This is a genomic window from Nonomuraea sp. IBHARD001 (assembly GCF_056106265.1).
On sequence record NZ_JBWBBW010000002.1, the window covers coordinates 8,366,157 to 8,385,825 of the forward strand.

The 19,669-nt window shown below is 70.2% G+C and carries 17 protein-coding genes; 8 read left to right on the forward strand and 9 right to left on the reverse strand.

All coding sequences use genetic code 11. The features are described 5' to 3' along the window. Nucleotides 1-741: 741 nt before the first annotated feature. On the reverse strand, nucleotides 742-1,506 hold the full coding sequence (locus tag ACTWNK_RS39700; RefSeq protein ID WP_474310082.1) for a DUF3027 domain-containing protein: 765 nt from the start codon (nucleotides 1,504-1,506) through the stop codon (nucleotides 742-744). A 122-nt stretch (nucleotides 1,507-1,628) separates the two neighbouring features. Here ACTWNK_RS39700 and ACTWNK_RS39705 point away from each other — a divergent pair, with 122 nt between their 5' ends. Next, a complete protein-coding gene (locus ACTWNK_RS39705; protein WP_474310083.1) occupies nucleotides 1,629-3,221 on the forward strand; it encodes an MFS transporter in 1,593 nt (530 codons plus the stop codon). Between the two features lie 91 nt (nucleotides 3,222-3,312). On the opposite strand, the gene ACTWNK_RS39710 is transcribed toward ACTWNK_RS39705, so the two are convergent. Beyond that, a complete protein-coding gene (locus tag ACTWNK_RS39710) occupies nucleotides 3,313-3,708 on the reverse strand; it encodes a cold-shock protein (RefSeq protein ID WP_474310084.1) in 396 nt (131 codons plus the stop codon). A gap of 140 nt (nucleotides 3,709-3,848) precedes the next feature. Next, nucleotides 3,849-4,469, reverse strand: a complete 621-nt coding sequence (locus ACTWNK_RS39715; RefSeq protein WP_474310085.1) for an HAD family hydrolase — start codon at nucleotides 4,467-4,469, stop codon at nucleotides 3,849-3,851. A gap of 101 nt (nucleotides 4,470-4,570) precedes the next feature. On the opposite strand from ACTWNK_RS39715, the gene ACTWNK_RS39720 reads away from it, so the two are divergent. The 6 genes from ACTWNK_RS39720 (at nucleotide 4,571) to ACTWNK_RS39745 (ending at nucleotide 11,863) form a co-directional block, all read left to right on the forward strand. Then, nucleotides 4,571-4,924, forward strand: coding sequence for a hypothetical protein (locus ACTWNK_RS39720; RefSeq protein ID WP_474310086.1), 354 nt, complete (start codon nucleotides 4,571-4,573; stop codon nucleotides 4,922-4,924). 44 nt (nucleotides 4,925-4,968) lie between these two features. Beyond that, nucleotides 4,969-5,586, forward strand: a complete 618-nt coding sequence (locus ACTWNK_RS39725; RefSeq protein WP_474310087.1) for a TetR/AcrR family transcriptional regulator — start codon at nucleotides 4,969-4,971, stop codon at nucleotides 5,584-5,586. Between the two features lie 40 nt (nucleotides 5,587-5,626). Next, entirely contained in the window at nucleotides 5,627-7,981 is a 2,355-nt protein-coding gene (locus tag ACTWNK_RS39730; protein WP_474310088.1) for a helicase-associated domain-containing protein, read from the forward strand. A 50-nt stretch (nucleotides 7,982-8,031) separates the two neighbouring features. Continuing rightward, nucleotides 8,032-9,510, forward strand: a complete 1,479-nt coding sequence (locus tag ACTWNK_RS39735) for an AMP-binding protein (protein ID WP_474310089.1) — start codon at nucleotides 8,032-8,034, stop codon at nucleotides 9,508-9,510. Between the two features lie 41 nt (nucleotides 9,511-9,551). Continuing rightward, entirely contained in the window at nucleotides 9,552-10,145 is a 594-nt protein-coding gene (locus tag ACTWNK_RS39740; protein WP_474310090.1) for an MgtC/SapB family protein, read from the forward strand. Nucleotides 10,146-10,216: 71 nt separating this feature from the next. Beyond that, nucleotides 10,217-11,863 (forward strand): DNA repair helicase XPB, encoded by a 1,647-nt coding sequence (locus ACTWNK_RS39745; protein ID WP_474310091.1) that lies wholly within the window; start codon nucleotides 10,217-10,219, stop codon nucleotides 11,861-11,863. Between the two features lie 21 nt (nucleotides 11,864-11,884). Here the strand turns inward: ACTWNK_RS39745 and ACTWNK_RS39750 are convergent, their stop codons facing one another. Next, entirely contained in the window at nucleotides 11,885-12,583 is a 699-nt protein-coding gene (locus ACTWNK_RS39750; protein WP_474310092.1) for a DUF4097 family beta strand repeat-containing protein, read from the reverse strand. A gap of 376 nt (nucleotides 12,584-12,959) precedes the next feature. After that, nucleotides 12,960-13,361 (reverse strand): hypothetical protein, encoded by a 402-nt coding sequence (locus tag ACTWNK_RS39755; protein ID WP_474310093.1) that lies wholly within the window; start codon nucleotides 13,359-13,361, stop codon nucleotides 12,960-12,962. A gap of 28 nt (nucleotides 13,362-13,389) precedes the next feature. Here ACTWNK_RS39755 and ACTWNK_RS39760 point away from each other — a divergent pair, with 28 nt between their 5' ends. Then, complete coding sequence (locus ACTWNK_RS39760) at nucleotides 13,390-15,417, forward strand: HelD family protein (protein ID WP_474310094.1); 2,028 nt, start codon at nucleotides 13,390-13,392, stop codon at nucleotides 15,415-15,417. On the opposite strand, the gene ACTWNK_RS39765 is transcribed toward ACTWNK_RS39760, so the two are convergent. The 4 genes from ACTWNK_RS39765 to ACTWNK_RS39780 all read right to left on the reverse strand — a co-directional run bounded on the left by ACTWNK_RS39765 (nucleotide 15,388) and on the right by ACTWNK_RS39780 (nucleotide 19,668). Continuing rightward, nucleotides 15,388-16,809: an FAD-dependent oxidoreductase gene (locus ACTWNK_RS39765; protein ID WP_474310095.1), complete on the reverse strand. Its 1,422-nt coding sequence runs from the start codon at nucleotides 16,807-16,809 to the stop codon at nucleotides 15,388-15,390. The genes ACTWNK_RS39760 and ACTWNK_RS39765 overlap by 30 nt on opposite strands. Nucleotides 16,810-16,892: 83 nt before the next feature. Then, nucleotides 16,893-18,518: a chaperonin GroEL gene (gene groL, locus ACTWNK_RS39770; protein WP_474310096.1), complete on the reverse strand. Its 1,626-nt coding sequence runs from the start codon at nucleotides 18,516-18,518 to the stop codon at nucleotides 16,893-16,895. A 374-nt stretch (nucleotides 18,519-18,892) separates the two neighbouring features. Beyond that, nucleotides 18,893-19,093, reverse strand: a complete 201-nt coding sequence (locus ACTWNK_RS39775; protein WP_012895270.1) for a cold-shock protein — start codon at nucleotides 19,091-19,093, stop codon at nucleotides 18,893-18,895. A 299-nt stretch (nucleotides 19,094-19,392) separates the two neighbouring features. Then, a complete protein-coding gene (locus ACTWNK_RS39780; RefSeq protein WP_474310098.1) occupies nucleotides 19,393-19,668 on the reverse strand; it encodes a MoaD/ThiS family protein in 276 nt (91 codons plus the stop codon). Nucleotide 19,669 lies beyond the last annotated feature (1 nt).

Genomic DNA, 19,669 nt, shown 5'->3' on the forward strand with positions numbered 1-19,669 from the left:
CGTAGGGTAGCGGGCTCCGCCGACAATCCCTGCCCCGTTGGGGGACGGGGGGTGGGTGTCGGGGATGTCTTGGCAGGTCTCGCCACGCGTTTCGGGCTTGGGCTGGGGTGTGGGCAAGCATGTTGGGAGGGCCGGGCATGATCACCCGGATGCCCAGGCAGGGCTTGCCCCGGGGCAGGACCTGCCTGGGCGTTTCTAGGTTGGGCTGGGGCGTCGGCAAGGACGTTGCGAGAGCCGAAGGCGAGAGCCGAAGGCGAGAGCCCCCGATGTCCAGGTCGGGAGCATGCATGGACGTTCCGCGTTCGGGCCGAGGCGTCGGCAAGCATGGCCTGAGAGCCAGGCATGGGGACCAGGCGTGGGGACCAGGCGTGGGGACCAGGCATGAGCACCCAGGTGCCCGGGGAAGGCCGCCCCGGTATCGGGAGCTCCGTCCCGCGCGCTCAATGCCCTCCAGGAGCCCCCGAACGCCTCCCAGGCAGGCCATCCCGCCCACCAGCACAAACCGGGAAAGGCGACACACCCCGCCCCGCTACGACGACGACAGGCTTGCCCAGCCCTTCGCATGCCCGGCGGAGTCACGCGCCTCCTACGACGACGACAGGCCCCACACCCTGACGCCCCCGCGTCTCGACGTAACGGTCTGGGCCGAAGTCGGCTGGAGGGGCGGCGGCCGGTGGGGCCCGGCCATGTGCACCACAGGGGAGCAGTGGCGGGGCCTGCCGTAGAGGGATAAGGAGAAGGTCAGGGGGTGGGGTCGTCGTCGCTGAGGTCGTAGTCGAGGTCGTCGAGGATGGGGGTGGAGGGCTCGGCGGTGGGTGGGGTGACGGCGGCTTCGGAGTGGGCGCCGCAGCCGTGGTCGGTGGCGACGACCTTGCCGTCGTCGGGGGCGTACTCGTTGGCGCAGACGCCGAACTTCAGCCGCAGGCCCCCCGCGAGCGGCCAGTAGAAGCCGCACGTGGAGCACTGGGCGGGTGCGGCGTGCGCGATGGGGGTGTGCGGGCCGTGCTCGCCGGAGTGCCAGCGGCGCGCGGCCTGGTCGCGGCCGATCGCGGACAGGACACGGGCACGACCGAGGCCGTACTCGAAGATCATCTGGTGGTCGATCTCTTCGTCGGCCTCGGTGAAGCCGGGCACGAGACGGTCGTCGTCGTCGGCCGTGGGCAGCAGGTCGCCGACGCCGAGGTCGCCCGCGCGCACGCGCTCGCTCCACGGCAGCCATTCGGGGGCGAGCAGGGCGCCGGTGCCGGGCAGCAGGACGACCTCGCTGACCGTGACGTTCTTGGCGCGCGAGGCGCGGGTCACGGTGACGGCCCATCGCCAGCCTCGGTAGGCCCGGTCCAGGCAGGCGAAGTAGTGGGTGACGATGCGGTCGCCCTCGCCCTCGTAGCCGAGGTGCTCGCCGGCCTCGCCAGGGGCAGCGATGTCGGCCGCCGCCGATCGAGCCAGCTCCACGGCGGCAACGCAGGCCTGGTCAGGCGCGGAAACGCGTGCACGAGTGCGGGTCATCGGACCGCCTCTGCCGAAAGGTGCTGTTCGCTCACACTTCATTCTCGCCCATGAGCGGACCCCACGGCACCCATGTCGCACCGAGAGGCGCGTGGGACTGGATTCGGGTAAGACTTGTAGGCGTGGCGGGAGGCTGGCAGCAAGCACGTGAGTTCTTACGCCGCGCCGGGCGTGGCGCGGCCGATGCCGGACGCGCCACGGCGAGAGCGAGCCGATCGGCCGCATCGGGCAGTGTCAAGGCGGGACAGGCCACGGCCAAGGGCACCAAGATCGCGGGCCGGGCGGCGGCGAGCGGCACCCGCAAGGTGGGCAGGGCCGCGCGCAGGCTGACCCACGCCCAGGGCGCGGGCCGCACCGGCCTCGGCCATCTCATCGAACTGACGTCCGGCCACAGCGCGGGCGACACGCTGGTGACCGTGGCGCTGGCCGGCACGGTCTTCTTCGGCCTGCCGCTCAACGAGGCCAGAGGCCCGGTCGCGCTCTACCTGCTGATCACGATGATCCCGTTCGCCGTGGTGGCTCCGTTCGTCGGCCCGGTGCTCGACAGGTTCAGGTCGGGACGGCGTTACGTGATGGCGGGCACGCTGTTCGGCAGGGGCCTGCTGTGTTTCGCGATGGCCGCGGCCGTGGGTCCGAGCGACGTGCTGACGTTGTTCCCCGCGGCGCTCGGCGTGCTGGTGCTGTCCAAGGCCTACAACGTGTCGAGGGCGACCATCGGCCCCAGCGTCCTGCCCGCCGACATCACCATGGTCACCGCCAATGCGCGCAACGCGCTGTTCTCGCTGCTCGCCGCCGGTCTGACGGTGCCGGTCGCGGCGGGCCTGACCGCCTGGCTCGGCGCGGCGTGGGTGCTCAGGATCGCGATGGTCGTCTTCTTCGCACTCGGCGTCTATGCCGTACGGCTGCCGCGCCACATCGACTCGCCCGACATGGAGGAGGAGGCGGGGGCGGCCGAGCGCGGCAAGGGCCGATGGCGCACGTTGTTCAGCCTCGGGGCCGCCGTGTCGGAGGCGATGCGGGCCAATGCGGCGATCAGGCTGCTGGCCGGGTTCCTGGTGTTCTTCCTGCTGTTCCTGGTGCAGGACGCCGTGCTCGACGAGATGGAGCCGCAGTTCACCATCGCCCTGCTGGCCGCCGCGGCCGGGATCGGCGGTGTGGCCGGGGCGGGGGTGGCCTCGTGGGCGCGCACGCATTCGCCGCAGCTCATCGTGCTCGGCACGCTCGCCCTCTCAGCGGTGACGGCCGGGGCGACGGCGTTCTACTTCACGGTGTGGACGGCGGTCGCGGTGGCGTTCGTCTCGGCGTTCGCGCAGGGGCTGGGCAAGCTGGCCCTCGACGCGATCGTGCAGCGGGAGATCGGCGAGGAGGTGCGCTCGTCGACGTTCGGCGTGGTCGAGGCGCTGCTGCAGCTCGCCTGGGTGTTCGGCGGCCTGCTCGGGCTGCTGGCCTCGGGCCTGGGCGACAGCCGGATATGGCTGGGCGTGATGGCCGTGATCCTGGCCGGGGTGCTGGTGTGGCTGCTGGTCATGCGCAGGGGCCGGGTCCGCGCCCGCGCACACGCCGCCGCCACCACCGCTGCCACCGCCGCCGAGGCGAAGGCAGCCACGGCCGAGGACGCCGATGTCGATGTCGATGTCGAGCCTCGCCCGTCCGCCGCACCGGCGGCGCTGGAGGCGATCACCCGCACCAAGCCCCTGACAAATCCCCGGACCTGACCACCCCGCGAACGCCGGACGGCACACCGCCGAACGCCGGACGGCACACCGCGCCCAAACACGATGTGCCGTCCGATGCCCGAAATGCGAGTCAGCCCTCCAGGTCGTCGGCGACGGCCCTCAGTACGGACGCGATCTTCTTGGCGTGAGAGGCGTCCGGGTGCTTGCCGCGCTGGAACGACGTCGAGACGTCGTCGAGGAGTTTGATCAGGTCCTCGACGATGACGACCATCTCGTCGGGCTTCTTCTTCTTGCCCTTGGGCTTGGCCTTGGCGAGAGTGGGTGGCTGTTCCAGGACCCTGACAGAAAGGGCCTGCTGCCCACGCCGCCCTTCGGCGACTCCGAACTCCACCTTCTGGCCGGGCTTGAGTGACTCCACGCCTGTGGGAAGCGCAGAGGAATGCACGAAGACCTCACCGCCGTCGTCGCGGGTGAGGAAGCCGAATCCCTTATCGGCGTCGTACCACTTGACCTTGCCGCTCGGCACAGGGGGACCTCGTTCATGCTGGAGTTTGCCAATGAATGGAAGTAGGTTATGCCCACACGGAGCCGGGAGCGACCGTCGAGAAGCACTCGAATTACACGAGTGGGCCGCGTTTCACGATTCAGGCGTCCCGCGCCGCCCTCTCAGACGAGCAGGTCCGCCGAGCGCCAGTCGCCGAACCACGACGCGAACTCCGTCAGGTCCGACAGGACCACGTCCGCTCCGTGCTCACGCAGCTCTCCTACGCTGAAAGGACCCGTCGCGACCGTCACGCTGACGGTGCCTCCCGCTCGCGCTGCCTCGATGTCGGCGACATGGTCACCAACATATGCGGCGGCGCCGAACTCCGCGAGCGCATATCCTTTCGCGGCCCCGAACACCGATCCGACGACGTCGTCCACCACGAATCCCAGCGACTCCACCGTGCTACGGGCGTCGCGCACGTTCTTTCCCGTGACGACGATGACCCGGCCGCCGTCGGCGCGCACCGAGGCGATGGCGTCGTGCGCTCCCGCCATCGCCGTGTGCACGGGCACGCCGAGTTCGGGGTAGATCTCGCGGAACAGTTCCACCGCCCTCGGCACCTGTCCTTCGGGCAGCCAGTTGGCCAGTTCCCGCTCCAGCGGCGGCCCGAGCCGCTCGATGATCGCCGCGCTGTCGATCGGCACGCCGAGGCGCACCGCCAGCTCGTCGTAGACGGCCGCGATGCCCGAGCGCGTGTCGGCCAACGTCATATCCAGATCGAACCCCACCGATTTCCCCACGGAAGCAGCATGCCAAAGACCGGGGCTTTACCCGTAACGGGCCCGGTTATGGGACCGTGTGATGAGGAGAAAGCAATCACTTATCGATCGAGGGAGCGGCGATGGAAAAGACCTCCGAGACGGGCGGCCTCCGCACGCGTCCCGCCCCCGCCAAGGCCCCTGTCCTCAGGCGACGCGCCGTGATCGCCCTGTCGGCGACCGTACGGATCGGCACGAGGCTGGCCGCCCTGATTCTGGTGATGTATGTCATCTTCACCGTCTTCCGGGCCAATCCCGGCAATGCCCTGGTGCGTTCGACCGAGTCGCTCGCCGCCTCGCTCTCCCTCGGCCTCGACGACCTTTTCCTCCTGGAGGACCGGCGTTGGCAGGTGCTCGTCGACTTCGGGCTCGCCGCTCTGGTGTGGCTGGCGGGCGGGTCGGCCGCGGCCGGCCTGATCCGGCGCGCCGCGCCGTGACGGCGATCCGGGCCGTTAAGGTCTTTACGGAGGCAAAGCGAGAAATGACCAGATCGACACGCGAGCGGATCATCGACGAGGCGCTCCGGCTCTTCGCCGAACGCGGCTACTCCGCCACCTCGGTGGCCGAGATCGAGGCCGCATCGGGTCTCTCCCCCGGCGCGGGCGGGCTGTATCGCCACTTCAGGTCGAAGTACGAAGTGCTCGCCGCCGCCATGCACGAGCACGCCGCACGCACCCGCTCGCAGGTCGCCGACAGTCTGGCCGAGCTCACCGCGATGGAGTCCTCCTCCGACCTGGAGGGCCGCCTGGCCCACGTGTGCAGGGCCGGTCTGGCCAAGGTGCGCGAGGAGAACGAGCTGACGCGGGTGTTCTTCCGCGACCTCAGCCAGTTCCCCGAACTCGTCGCGGTCGTGCGCGAGGGCCTGCTGCAGCCGATGTTCGACGCGATCACCGGCTGGTTCCGCGCCCAGCCCGAGTACGCCGGCGCCGACCTCGACTGGAACGGCATCGCCACCGTGCTCGGCGGCGCGGTCGTGCACTACCGCCTGTTCGAGGAGACCGTCGGCGAGACGCCCGGCCAGACGGAGAAGGAGCGTTTCGTCGGCGCCTGGGTGCGGCTGGCCGTCGGCCTGGTGCCCTCCCCGGCCCCCGTCCGCTGACCCCCTCGAACGATCCGGACGGCGCTCTACCATGGAACAGATGAGCGGGAAGTTCACCGAGTGGATCAGAGACCGCACCGACGAGCAGTTGGGTGCGCTCGTCGCCGCGCGTCCCGAGTTGGTCACGCCGGTCCCCGCCCATCTCGAAGGCCTGGTCGTCAGGGCGAGCAGCCCCTCGGCCATCGGCAGGGCGCTCGACCGGCTCGACAGGTTCACCCTGGCCGTCGTCGAGACGATGGCCGTTCAGCCCGAGCCCATGACGCTCAAGACGTTGCGCACCCTGACGAGTCGCGCCCTGCCCTCGGGCGAGTCCCAGCCGGGCTCGGCCGAGGCCGCCGTCGGACGGCTGCGCACACTCGCCCTCATCCACGGCTCCGACCGGGCGCTGCGCCTGGCGCCTGGCGTGCGCAAGGCGCTCGACGACCCGGCGGGGCTCGGCCCTCCGGCAGCCGACGTCTTCAGGCATCACCCGCCCGAGCGGCTCGACGAGATCGCCGACGAGATCGCACCCGGCACCCGGGGCACCGGCAAGGAGCGCATCACCGCCGCGCTCACCGACCCCTCGGCCCTGCTCGACTCGGTCTCCCCGCAGGCCAGGGCCGCACTCGACGCACTCGCCTGGGGCCCGGCCACCGGCAGCGTGCCCAACGCCAGACGTGAGGTGCGCATCGGCTCGGCGCGCTCGCCGATCGAGGAGCTGCTGGCCAGGGCCCTGCTGGGCGCGACCGGCGAGGAGACGGTCGCACTGCCGCGCGAGGTCGGCCTGTTCCTGCGCGAAGGCCGTGTGCACCGCGACCTTTCGCCCGTGCCGCCGCCGCTGACCGGCAGCGCGCGCGACCGGCGCCTGGCCGACCGCACCGCCGCGGGCCAGGCGTTCGCCTTCGTCCGCGCGGTCGAGGAGCTGTGCGAGCGGTGGGGCTTCGACCCGCCGGGCGTGCTGCGCACCGGCGGTCTCGGCGTGCGCGACCTCAAGCGCACGGCCGCGTTCCTCGACCTGCCCGAGTGGGCCGCCGCACTGGTCATCGAGGTGGCACACGCGGCCGGACTGGTGGCGGGCGGCGGCTCGGTCGACGGCGAGTGGCTGCCGACGGCCGGATACGACGCCTGGCGGGTCAAGGCGACGGAGGAGCGCTGGGCGGCGCTCGCCCTGACCTGGCTGCGCACCGACCGGGTGCCCGGCATCGTCGGCGAGCGCGACGAACGCGACCGCCTGCTCAACGTGCTGCACACCGACCTGCGCAGGGCCTCGGCGCCCGAGGTGCGGATCGCGGTGCTGCGCGTGCTGGGCGCGGCGCCCGGCCTCGCGCCCACCGCCGATTCGGTGCGCGAGCGGCTCTCCTGGGAGCAGCCACGCCGCCAGGGGCCGCTGCGCGAGCAGCTGATGGAGTTCACCCTGCGCGAGGCCGAGCAGATCGGCGTCACCGGGCTCGGCGCGCTCTCGGCGCACGGCGAGGCGCTGCTGACCGAGCCCGGCCAGGCGCCCGCCGTGCTCGCTCCCCTGCTGCCGGAGCCGGTCGACCACGTGCTGCTGCAGGCCGACCTCACCGCGGTCGCGCCGGGCCCGCTGACCAGCGACCTGGCCCGGTGGATGACGATGACCGCCGACCTGGAGTCCAAGGGCGGCGGCGGTGTGTTCCGCTTCAGCGAGACCTCGATCAGGCGTGCGCTCGACGCCGGGCAGGGCGCCGAGGAGCTGCTGGCCATGCTGGAGCACCATTCGGCCACGCCGGTGCCGCAGCCGCTGGCCTACCTGGTCACCGATGTGGCCCGCAGGCACGGCCGGATCAGGGTCGGCACCGCGTCGGCCTACATCCGGTGCGACGATCCCGCGATGCTCGACCAGATCACCGCCGACCGCCGATCGGGCGCGTTGCGCCTGCGCCGCCTGGCCCCGACCGTCATCGCCTCCCGTACTCCGAGGGCCACGCTGGTCGACTCGCTGCGGGCGATGGGCTACGCGCCGGTGGCCGAGTCGCTCGACGGCGACGTGCTGATCAGCCAGCTCGACTCCAGGCGGGCCGAGGGGCAGCCGGTCGCCAGGGCGGTGTCGTCGTTCAACGGCCTGGAGCCCGACGTGATCGCCGCCGCCGTGCGGGCCATGCGGGCGGGCGACGCGGCCCACCTGCGACGCGGCGCCCCGGTGGCCGCGCCTGACGGGCAGGTGCCGCGCGGCGCCGCGACCGCGACCATCTCGGCGTTGCAGGACGCGATCCGGACGGGCACCCGCGTGTGGATCGGCTATCTCGACTCCCAGGGCAACGCCACCAGCCGCATCCTGGAGCCCGCCAGGATGGAGGGCGGCTATCTGACCGCCTATGACGAGACCCGCGCCGCCGTGCACCGCTTCGCCCTGCATCGCATCACCGGCGTGACCGACCTGGCCAAGACCCCCTGACCGACCCGCCGCCCATTGACGCGAGCGCCGCCGCCGCTCACCTTGACGGCATGGAGCACACACTGGGCCACCTGGCCGAGCGGTCGTGGGAAAGGTACGGCGAGCGCGACGCCCTGTACTTCGAGGGCGCATGGCATCCGGCGCCCGCTCTGGCGACGCGGGCGCGCAAGCTCTGCGGAGGCCTGATCGAGCTCGGCGTCACACCGGGCGACAGGGTCGTGGTGATGATGGCGACCTGTCCCGAGGTCGTCCTCGTCTACCAGGCGATCTGGGCCGCGGGCGCGGTCGTCACGCCCGTGGTGCCCGCGATCGGCCCGGCGGAGCTGGCCCACGTCCTGCGCGACAGCGGCGCCGTCGCCGTGGTGACCTCGAAGCACGCGCGTGCCACCGTCGAGGCGTCCGGCGGCGCCGTACCCGTCGTGGTGGTGGGTGAGGCCTCGTTCGACGCGCTGGAGGAGGCGGCCGAGCACGGGCCGGTGCCCAGGCGTGCGGGCGACCTGGCCGCGCTGATGTACACAGGGGGCACAACGGGACCGGCCAAGGGCGTCATGCTGAGTCACGGCGGGCTGTGGCAGGTGGCGGGGCAGGCGGCGAGCCTGTCGTTGCGGGCCGGGCTGAGCAGGGCCGTCGTGGCGGTGCCGCTGTCGCACTCCTACGGCCTGCTCGTCACGGTGGCGGGCATGCGGGCGGCCGAGCCGCAGCAGTGGGTGCTGATGCGCGCGTTCGAGCCGGAGGCCTTCCTCAGGCTGGCCGCCGAACAGCGCGCGCAGTACGGCGTGGTCGTGCCCGCCATGATCGGCATGCTGCTGGAGCAGCCGCTCGCACCGCTGCCCGACCTGGCCTTCCTCACCTGCGGAGCGGCTCCGCTCACCCGGGCGGCACTGCTGGAGTTCGAACGCCGTATGCCCGGCACGCAGATACTCGAAGGCTACGGCCTGACCGAGACCAGCGCCGTGACCAGCTTCAACCCGCCGGGCCGCAGGCGCGTGGGCAGCGTCGGCCTGCCCCTGCCCGGCTACCAGGTCCTGGTACGCGACGAGGACGGCCAGGAGGCCGAGCCCGGCGACGTGGGCGAGGTGTGCGTGCGCGGCGAGGCGCTGATGCTCGGCTACTGGGGCGACCCGCCGGGCGCCGACACCTCCCTGACCGACGGCGAACTGCGCACCGGCGACCTCGGCTGCCTCGACGAGGACGGCTACCTCTACATCGTCGACCGCAAGAAGGACCTCATCGTCAGGGGCGGCTTCCACGTCTTCCCGCGCGAGGTGGAGGAGGCGCTCGACGCCCATCCTGACGTCGTGCGCTCGGGCGTCGTGGGCCGCCACGACCCACGGCTCGGCGCGGAGGTGGTCGCCTTCGTGCAGCTGCACCCGGGCGCCAGGGCACGCGCCGAGGAGCTGATCGCCTGGACCCGCGAGCGGGTGGGCCGGGTGAGGTACCCCAGGGAGGTTCACTTCGTCGACACCGTGCCGGTGACCAGCGTGCTCAAGCTTGACCGCAAGGCCTTACGGGCTCGTCTATCCTCGTGACACCTGGGAGTTGTACTGAGATTTCATGAAAAGGTGAAACTGTGACCAGCGGCCCTCCTGAGAACCCGTACGGCCAGCAGCCCTACGGCCATCAACCGTCGGGCGAGCAGCCCCCCGTCCAGCCGTACGGCCAGCAGCCCTCCGGAGACCAGCCCTACGGCCAGCCCGGATACGCCCAGCCCGGCTACGAACAGCCTGGATACGGGCAGCCTGGATACGGGCAGCCTGGATACGGGCAGGGCTACAGCCCCGAGTACGCCCAGGGCTACGGCCAGCCGGGCTATGGGCAGCCCGGATACGAACAGCCCGGATACGGACAGCCTGGCTACGGCAACCCCTACGGCCAGCCCGGCTACGGCTACGCGCCGCCGCGTCCTGGCGGCGACGGCCCGCGCACGCATGCCATCGTGGCCTTGGTCATCAGCATCATCCTGGCGATGAGCTGCTACGTCACCCCGGGCGGCCTGGCCGCGGCGATCCTGTCCGGCATCGCGATGAGCAAGGTGGACTTCGAGCCCGCCCGCGCCCGCAATCTGCTGAAGTGGGCCTGGATCAGCATCGGCATCAATGTCGTCCTGCTCATCATCGGCCTCGGCATCATCATCACCCTGGGCGTCAGCGGAAACCTCAGCTGACCCGAACGAGGACTAACACGAGGCCCCGGGGTGTTGGATAGGGGTCAGCCGCACAATCCCCGGGGGTGCACGTGAACGACGGACCGCTCATCGTTCAGTCCGACAAGACACTGCTGCTCGAAGTGGACCACGAGCGCGCCGATGAGTGCCGCAAGGCCATCGCGCCCTTCGCCGAGCTGGAGCGTGCCCCCGAGCACGTCCACACCTACCGGGTGACACCGCTCGCCCTGTGGAACGCCAGGGCGGCCGGCCACGACGCCGAGCAGGTCGTCGACGCCCTGATCGGCTTCAGCCGCTACCCCGTCCCGCACGCGCTGCTGGTCGACGTGGCCGAGACCATGGCCAGGTACGGCAGGCTCAAGCTGGAGAAGGACCCCGTGCACGGCCTGGTGCTGACCTCGACCGACCGGGCGGTCCTGGAGGAGGTGCTGCGCTCCAGGAAGATCCAGCCGATGCTCGGCGAGCGCATCGGGGCCGACGGCGTCGCCGTGCACCCGAGTGAGCGCGGCAACATCAAGCAGGCGCTGCTCAAGCTGGGCTGGCCCGCCGAGGACCTGGCCGGATACGTCGACGGCGAGGCGCACCCGATCACACTGCGTCAGGACGGCTGGGAGCTGCGCCCCTACCAGAAGGAGGCGGCGGACGCCTTCTGGCACGGCGGCTCGGGCGTCGTGGTGCTGCCCTGCGGGGCGGGCAAGACGATCGTGGGCGCCGCGGCCATGGCACACGCCCAGGCGACGACGCTGATCCTGGTGACCAACACGGTGAGCGTGCACCAGTGGAAGCAGGAGCTGATCAAGCGCACGTCGCTGACCGAGGACGAGATCGGCGAGTACACCGGCTCCAAGAAGGAGATCCGGCCCGTCACCATCGCCACGTACCAGGTGATGACCTCCAAGCGGCAGGGCGTCTACCGCCATCTCGAGCTGTTCGACGCCCGCGACTGGGGCCTGGTCGTCTACGACGAGGTGCACCTGCTGCCCGCGCCCATCTTCAGGATGACCGCCGATCTTCAGGCGCGCAGGCGGGTCGGGCTGACCGCCACGCTGGTGCGCGAGGACGGCCGCGAGGGCGACGTGTTCTCGCTGATCGGCCCCAAGCGCTACGACGCGCCCTGGAAGGAGATGGAGAACCAGGGCTGGATCGCGCCCGCCGACTGTGTGGAGGTCAGGGTCACGCTGACCGACGACGAGCGGCTCACCTACGCGATGTCGGAGGCCGAGGAGCGCTACCGTTTCTGTGCGACCACACCGTCCAAGACCAGGACCACCGAGGCCCTCGTCAGACGGCATCTGGGCGAGCAGGTGCTGGTCATCGGCCAGTACATCGACCAGCTCGACGAGCTCGGTGAGCACCTCAACGCCCCCGTCATCAAGGGCGAGACGAAGATCAAGGAGCGGGAGCGGCTGTTCCAGGCCTTCCGCGACAAGGAGATCCAGGTGCTCGTGGTGTCCAAGGTGGCCAACTTCTCGATCGACCTGCCGGAGGCGGCCGTGGCGATCCAGGTGTCGGGCACGTTCGGGTCCCGGCAGGAGGAGGCCCAGCGGCTCGGCCGTGTGCTGCGGCCCAAGGCGGACGGCGGCGGCGCCAGGTTCTACACCGTGGTCAGCCGAGACACCGTCGACCAGGACTTCGCCGCGCACCGCCAGCGCTTTCTCGCCGAGCAGGGCTACGCCTACCAGATCATCGACGCCGACGACGTGCTCGGCGGGGTCTGAGGCAGGTGACGGGGCCGGGGGTCAGGCGGCGCGCAGGACGCTGATGTCGCCGACGGCCGAGGAGACGGAGATCTTGCGCTGCGAGGCGGGGTCGTCGACGACCTTGACCTTGGTGTCGCCCGCCGTCGAGCCGGTGGAGACGTCGTAGCTGCTCTCGGGCACGGTCACGGCGGCGTCGCCCGCGGCGGTCTCGACCTCGACGTTGTCCGGGATCTGGGTGTAGGCGAGCCGCACATTGCCGGCGCCGCTCTCGGCGATCAGGCGCTTGCCCGCGAGCCCGGTCGCGGTGACGTCACCGGCGCCGCTCTTGACGTCCACCTCGCCGGTCAGCGCCTCCAGCGTGACGTCGCCGGCACCGCTGTCAATCTTGACGAGCAGGCCCTTCGGTACCTCCACGCGGTAGTCAACGCTGCAGTTGCTGAGGGTCTCCTCGCAGGCGTAGGTGACAACAAGGGAGTCGCCCCGCACATCGTGGCTCGCCTGGGGGCGCTTGCTCTGCCAGCGGTGGGTCTCGGTGACCCGGATACGGGTCCCGGTGGTCTCGGCGACCACGACGTCACCCGCTCCCGACCTCACGTCGAGCTTGGCGACGGCATCGGTGACGTCGTAGGAGACGACCTCCTTCGACGTCGGCTTGCCCACGTCCTGAAGGCCACAAGCGGTCAGGGAGAGGGCGGTGAGCAGCAGCGCCCCGGCGGCGACAACGTTCTTCTTCGTCATGTGTGCCAGCGTGTCACCGGTGTGGCCGCACCACATCCGGGTCCGTCCCTGAGGCCGCCCCTGGGACGACCCTTGATCACCCTGGGGTCGGCGGCGGTGGCACTGAGGGGGTGTGAGCTCGCGCGTCAGGGGTGACCTTGGACGCGCGAGCCGCTCCTCCCACGGCAGGTAGGGCCGAGGGACCTAGGTCCACGAAACTCCGCGGGCCGTCGACAATCGAACCACCCCCTCGCGCATACGTGCTCGGGCTTCTCCTCTGCGTGCAACCCACTAGCCCGAGGCCAGTTGCGACATACCCCCATGATCCGTCGAAAGCACTAGAAATGCCCGGCTTTTTCGGTATTTTTCGCTAAGTTGACGCAAAGTACGCCCGCGGCTACTCGGCGAATATTCCGCCCACGAAAAGCACACCCTCAGCGACGATCCACATGCCCACAGCGACGAAAAGCAACGACTCGTACCGCCGGGGCAACAGCCAGGTAGCCACCATGCAACAAGCCGCCACAAAAGCGAAGATCGCCGACAAAGTGGCGATCATTTCCAGGCGATTCGCACACCTGATCGGAGACTCTCCATCGGTGCAGAATGCCGCCAGTCCCCATCCGGCAAAGACCGAAAATCCCCACAACGCCGCAAGAAGAAGGCAGGCGACCGTCGGAAGAGCCGGGGGTATTCCCATCCGCGCACGCGTCACCCCCGTCCCGTACCCCGGGTAAATGCTTTGGAAGCGTTCCGCCAAGGCGATTAGGATGGTCGATTCGCTGCCCAGGACCACCACCTCCGTTCAGAATGGGAGGCGCTTTCGCGTGCCCGGACAACCACTCGCCCCCGACATACCCACCGACGTTCTCAGCGCCGAACAGGCCCACCTGGCCGATTCGCGCGCCGCGCTGACGGCCATGCGCCGGCACGCCCAGTCCCTGTCCGCCGACGCCGCGGGCGACTGGGTCTCACGACAGGTCCTTCAGGGCCTGCTCGACCAGCGGGTGGCCGCACTGGCCGACCACCCCGACACCCCGCTGTTCTTCGGCCGCCTCGACAGGGACGGCTCCGACGACCTGCCCGGCGTCATCTACGTCGGCCGCCGCCACATCCACGACGAGGGCAGCCGCCCCCTGGTCATCGACTGGCGCGCCCCGGTCTCCCGCGCCTTCTACCAGGCCAGCCCCGCCGACCCCATGAATGTCGTACGGCGCCGCCGCTTCGGCTACCACGGCGGCAGGCTGACCGCGTTCGAGGACGAGCCGCTGGCCCAGGGCGGCGAGATCGGCCCCTCCCGTATCCTGACCGACGAGATCGAGCGCCCCCGCACCGGCCCGATGCGCGACATCGTCGCCACCATCCAGCCGGACCAGGACGAGATCGTGCGCTCGGCCCTCGCCCAGACCGTGTGCGTGCAGGGCGCGCCCGGCACCGGCAAGACGGCCGTCGGCCTGCACCGCGCCGCCTACCTGCTGTTCACCCACCGCGAGCGGCTGGCCAGGTCGGGTGTGATGATCGTCGGCCCCAACCGCGCCTTCCTGTCCTACATCTCCTCCGTGCTGCCCGCGCTCGGCGAGGTCAAGGTGGACCAGACGACGGTCCCCGGCCTGCTCGGCGAGCACCACGCGGCCGAGCCGCCCGCCGTGAGCGCCCTCAAGGGCGACGCCCGGATGGCCGCCGTGCTCGAACGCGCCCTGTGGCTGCACATCGTCAAGCCCACCGAAGGCGTGGTCGTCTCCAAGGGCGCCTTCAGGCATCGGGTGCCCGACCACGAGGTACGCGAGATCGTCGCCTCCCTGCGCGGCACCACGCGCTACGGCCCCGGCCGCGCCGCACTCGCCCAGCGTCTCGCGCATGCCGTACTTGTCCGGATGGAACAGCGCGGCGAGTCGCCTGACGACCGGGTGCAGGACTCGGTGGCCAGGTCGAAGCCGGTCAAGCAGCTCGTCGACCAGGTCTGGCCGCGCGTGACACCCGAGCAGGTGCTGTTCAGGCTGCTGTCGGACGCCGAGTTCCTGGCCAAGGCCGCCAAGAGCGACCTCTCCCCCGACGAGCAGGTCCTGCTGGCCTGGCCCAAGCCGCCCAGGAGCTGGAAGTCGGCCAAGTGGGCCCCGGCCGACGCCGCGCTCCTCGACGAGCTGGCCGATCTCATCGAGCGCCGGCCCTCGATCGGCCATCTGGTCGTCGACGAGGCGCAGGACCTGTCGGAGATGCAGCTGCGGGCGCTCGGCCGCCGCTGCCGCAACGGCTCGGCCACCGTGCTCGGCGACCTCGCCCAGGGCACCACTCCCTGGTCGACCAGCTCGTGGACGACCGTGCTCAGGCATCTGGGCCAGCCGGAAGGCGAGGTCACCGAGCTGACACTCGGCTTCCGCGTGCCGCGCGAGGTCCTCGACTACGCCGCCAGGCTGCTGCCGTCCATCGCGCCGGACCTGGCCGCTCCCCGTTCGCTGCGGCCCGGCGCCGGGTCGCTCTCGGTGCGGCGCGGGGTGGCGATCCGGGACGCGATCAGCGAGGTGCTGGCCAGGGAGGGTTCGATCGGCGTGATCGTGCCCGACGCCGCCGTCGCCGAGGTCGACGCGGCACTCGACGGTGTGCCGCACGGCGTGCTCGGTCCCGACTCGACCGATGAGCACCGCCTGCTCGTCATCCCCGCCACGCTGGCCAAGGGCCTGGAGTACGACCATGTGGTGGTCGTCGAGCCGGCCGACATCGTCGCCGCCGAGGAGCGAGGCCTGGCCAGGCTGTATGTCGTGCTCACCCGAGCCGTCACCTCGCTGACCGTGCTGCACGACAGGGACCTGCCCGAGCAGCTCACCGGGTCAGTCCGGCCTGCCGAACCAGCGCTGTAGCGCGGCTTCCAGCGGTTCGGCGCCCGGCTCCCACGCCACGTAGCCGTCCGGCCTGATCAGCATGGCGGCGGGCGCGGGCTCCGCCGTCTTGGCCGTGGTCAGCAGGACGCGTCCTCGCCAGGGCGCGGCGGCGGCGCGCAGGGCGGGATCGTCGGCCAGGTCGAGCAGCACGCCCCTGCCGGGGTGCAGCAGCTCGGCCAGCCGCCGCTCGCCCTGCGCCGTCACCAGATCGCGATCGGCGGCGAAGCCGAGCGTGCCGGGATAGGTGATGTCGACGCCGGACAGCATCCGCGACAGATAGGTGTTGACCTGCTCAAGCCCCATCAGGTCGGTGAACAGCTCGCGCAGCGCGTCCACCGACGGGTCCGGGGCGGCCAGTGCGGTCTGCGCCCTGACGTTCCACAGCACGCGCTCGGCGACCGGGTGCCGCTCGGCGTGGTAGGTGTCGAGCAGCCCTTCGGGCGCACGGCCCGCGACGGTGGCGGCGAGCTTCCAGCCGAGGTTCATCGCGTCCTGCAGTCCGGTGTTGACGCCCTGCCCACCCCAGGGGAAGTGCACGTGCGCGGCGTCGCCCGCCAGCAGGACACGGCCGGCCCGGTAGTGCCTGGCCTGCAGGTTGGCATCGCCGAACCTGGTCAGCCAGCGCGCCTGCCGCATCGGGATCGGCTGTCCGGCGATGTGCTCGGCCTTGGCCCTGAGCTCCTCCAGTGTGAGCGGGGCCCGCCTGTCGGGATGCGGTCCGGTGAACTCGTAGGTGATGATCCGGCTGAGCCCCGCCGGGTTGAGGAATGTCATGATCCAGCCGCGTGGCGTGCGATGCCAGCCCGTCGGCGCCTCGTGCGGCCGTTCCAGCACGACGTCGCCCATGGAGGCGGCGATGGTGGGCCCGTGCCCGTCGAAGGCGATCCCGGCCGCCTTCCTGACCACACTGTGCGCGCCGTCGGCCCCGACCACGTAGGAGGCCGTGATCGGCGTGGGGCCCGCCAGCCGTACGTGGTCGTCGTGCTGGGTCAGGCCGGTGACCTCGTGGCCGCGCAGCACGGTCGCGCCGAGGTGGGCGGCCAGTTCGGCGAACACGTGCTCGGCCCAGGCCTGGGGTGAGGAGACGATCGCCGGGCCCTCCTCGACGACCACGCCGAGGTCGAGTTCGAACAGGCCGGAGAAGTGGAAGGCGAAGCCGCCGACGCCCGCCCTGTCGCCGTTGACGGCCTCAAGCAGCCCCCTGCGCTCCAGCGACTGGGCGGTACGCGCGTGCAGGGTGCCCGCCTTCGACCGGCCCGTCGGCTCGGCCAGGGCTTCGAGCACGACCGTCCTGACCCCCTGCAGGGCCAGCTCGTAGGCCGTCAGCATGCCGACCGGACCGCCGCCCACCACCGCCACGTCATAGTGCATGGTTCGATAGTACGGGATATACGTACGACGACGGCAAAGAAAGGGCCGGTCCCGCGAAGGGACCGGCCACTTCAGAGATGGACTTAGAAGTCCATGTCACCGCCGCCCGGCATCGCCGGAGCAGCACCAGCCTTCTCGGGCTTCTCAGCGATGACGGCCTCGGTGGTGAGGAAGAGCGCCGCGATGGAAGCGGCGTTCTGCAGCGCGGAGCGCGTCACCTTGGCCGGGTCGATGATGCCCGAGTCGAACATGTTGACGTACTCGCCGGTGGCGGCGTTGAGGCCCTCGCCGGGGGTCAGGTTGCGCACCTTCTCCACGACGACACCACCTTCGAGGCCGGCGTTGATCGCGATCTGCTTCAGCGGCTCCTCAAGAGCCTTCTTCACGATCGCGGCACCGGTAGCCTCGTCGCCCGACAGCTCCAGCTTGTCGAACGCCTTGGCGCCCGCCTGCAGCAGCGCCACGCCACCGCCGGGGACGATGCCCTCCTCGACGGCCGCCTTCGCGTTGCGAACGGCGTCCTCGATGCGGTGCTTGCGCTCCTTGAGCTCGACCTCGGTCGCGGCGCCGGCCTTGATGACGGCGACGCCACCGGCGAGCTTGGCCAGGCGCTCCTGGAGCTTCTCGCGGTCGTAGTCGGAGTCGGTGCGGTCGATCTCGGCGCGGATCTCGTTGACCCGGCCCGCGATCTGCTCGGCGTCACCGGCGCCGTCGACGATGGTGGTCTCGTCCTTGGTCACCACGACCTTGCGGGCGCGGCCCAGCAGGTCGAGGGTGGCGGTCTCGAGCTTGAGGCCGACCTCCTCGGAGATGACCTGACCACCGGCGAGGATGGCGATGTCGTTGAGCATGGCCTTGCGGCGGTCACCGAAGCCGGGAGCCTTCACCGCGACCGAGCGGAACAGGCCACGGATCTTGTTGACGACCAGGGTGGCCAGGGCCTCGCCCTCGACGTCCTCGGCGATGATGACCAGCGGCTTGCCGGCCTGCACGACCTTGTCGAGCAGCGGCAGCAGGTCCTTGTTGGCCGAGATCTTGGAGTTGACGATGAGGATGTAGGGGTCCTCGAACACCGCCTCCATGCGCTCGGGGTCGGTCACGAAGTAACCGGAGTTGTAGCCCTTGTCGAAGCGCATGCCCTCGGTGAGCTCGAGCTCGAGACCGAAGGTGTTGCTCTCCTCGACGGTGATGACGCCTTCCTTGCCGACCTTGTCCATCGCCTCGGCGATGAGCGCCCCGATCTCGGGGTCGGCGGCGGAGATGGAGGCGGTCGAAGCGATCTGCTCCTTGGTCTCCACGTCCTTGGCGAGCTTGGAGAGCTCCTCGCTGACGCGCTCGACGGCGGCCTCGATGCCCTTCTTCAGCGACATCGGGTTGGCGCCGGCGGCAACGTTGCGCAGACCCTCGCGAACCAGGGCCTGGGCGAGCACGGTGGCGGTGGTGGTGCCGTCACCCGCGACGTCGTCCGTCTTCTTGGCGACTTCCTTGACCAGCTCGGCGCCGATCTTCTCCCACGGGTCCTCGAGCTCGATCTCCTTGGCGATGGACACACCATCGTTGGTGATCGTGGGAGCGCCCCACTTCTTCTCCAGCACGACGTTGCGGCCCTTGGGACCGAGCGTCACCTTGACGGCGTCGGCGAGCTGGTTCATACCGCGCTCGAGACCGCGCCGCGCGTCCTCGTCAAACGCGATCATCTTGGCTGCCATAAGGCTAGACCTCCCAGATAACAGGGTGGCTTGCAGCGGATCGAGCCGACGCCCGCGACGGCATGGTGGGCCCGCACATCCGTTCGGCAGGCCCCATCGCCTCGATCCCCGTGTTGGCACTCGCCTGTAGAGAGTGCCAACGAACTGTTTAGCACTCTACCTGGTCGAGTGCAAGCCAGCGACCTGTCACCCCAGGTCAGATGGAGGCCGGGCAGACCAGACATTTGGGTCGTGACGCACACGCGGGCCCGATCCCCAGGGGACCGGGCCCGAGCACTAGAGCTGACAAGGAACACATGAGCCGATCAGGACCGGATACGGATCGACACGGACTGCGTTGCCGTGTGAGCCGCCGATGCCGGCCTGACGGATGCTCAGACCGCCCTGACGGATTCCGCCTGGGGGCCCTTCTGGCCCTGCGTGATCTCGAACTCGACCCGCTGGCCCTGCTCGAGAGCGCGGTAGCCGTCCATCATGATTGCTGAGTAATGGACGAAAACATCCTTACCACCGTCTACCGCAATGAAGCCGTATCCCTTGTCCGCGTTGAACCATTTGACGGTGCCCTGCGCCACTTTCCGACTCCTCTTACTGGGCTCCGAACCCCGCCCATTCCTCCGCGAGATCCGCGATCGTCCCGACTTATGGGGAAATCGCCAAGACGATCGTCCTCGACCATACCTGTGGCATGCCGTAGGGCAACAGAGTCAACAAGAAAACTACTTCTCCAGACATTTCCTTTGGTCTTTTGGTTAGTTCAAAATAAAACACTTCAGCGCCAGAAAACACAGAAGACCTCACCGGCTACACGGCGAGGTCTTCCAGGTCGGATCAGTGGGGAGGGCCGGCCGCACGCGACCGGAGCACCTCGGCGTCAGCCGCCCGCGACCGCGGGAATGATGGAAATCTGCACGTTGTCCGGCGTCGCGGTCTCCAGACCGTCGGCGAAACGGACATCCTCATCCCCGACGTAGACGTTGACAAAACGACGGATCTTGCCCGATTCATCCAGAATGCGGGCGCCGATCCCCGGGTAGTCGACGTCGAGCTTGCGCAGAACCTCGCTCAGCGTCGCGCCCTCGCCGCTCACCTCGGAGCTGCCATCGGTGTAGGTGCGCAGAATGGTGGGGATCCGCACGGAAACGCTCATG

What these genes read in the sequence shown, in the direction of transcription:
- ACTWNK_RS39700 (WP_474310082.1), bottom strand. Translation starts at nt 1,506, where the DNA reads ATGACCCGCACTCGTGCACGCGTTTCCGCGCCTGACCAGGCCTGCGTT.
- ACTWNK_RS39720 (WP_474310086.1), top strand. Translation starts at nt 4,571, where the DNA reads ATGGAAAAGACCTCCGAGACGGGCGGCCTCCGCACGCGTCCCGCCCCC.
- ACTWNK_RS39725 (WP_474310087.1), top strand. Translation starts at nt 4,969, where the DNA reads ATGACCAGATCGACACGCGAGCGGATCATCGACGAGGCGCTCCGGCTC.
- ACTWNK_RS39730 (WP_474310088.1), top strand. Translation starts at nt 5,627, where the DNA reads ATGAGCGGGAAGTTCACCGAGTGGATCAGAGACCGCACCGACGAGCAG.
- ACTWNK_RS39735 (WP_474310089.1), top strand. Translation starts at nt 8,032, where the DNA reads ATGGAGCACACACTGGGCCACCTGGCCGAGCGGTCGTGGGAAAGGTAC.
- ACTWNK_RS39750 (WP_474310092.1), bottom strand. Translation starts at nt 12,583, where the DNA reads ATGACGAAGAAGAACGTTGTCGCCGCCGGGGCGCTGCTGCTCACCGCC.
- ACTWNK_RS39765 (WP_474310095.1), bottom strand. Translation starts at nt 16,809, where the DNA reads ATGCACTATGACGTGGCGGTGGTGGGCGGCGGTCCGGTCGGCATGCTG.
- groL (WP_474310096.1), bottom strand. Translation starts at nt 18,518, where the DNA reads ATGGCAGCCAAGATGATCGCGTTTGACGAGGACGCGCGGCGCGGTCTC.
- ACTWNK_RS39780 (WP_474310098.1), bottom strand. Translation starts at nt 19,668, where the DNA reads ATGAGCGTTTCCGTGCGGATCCCCACCATTCTGCGCACCTACACCGAT.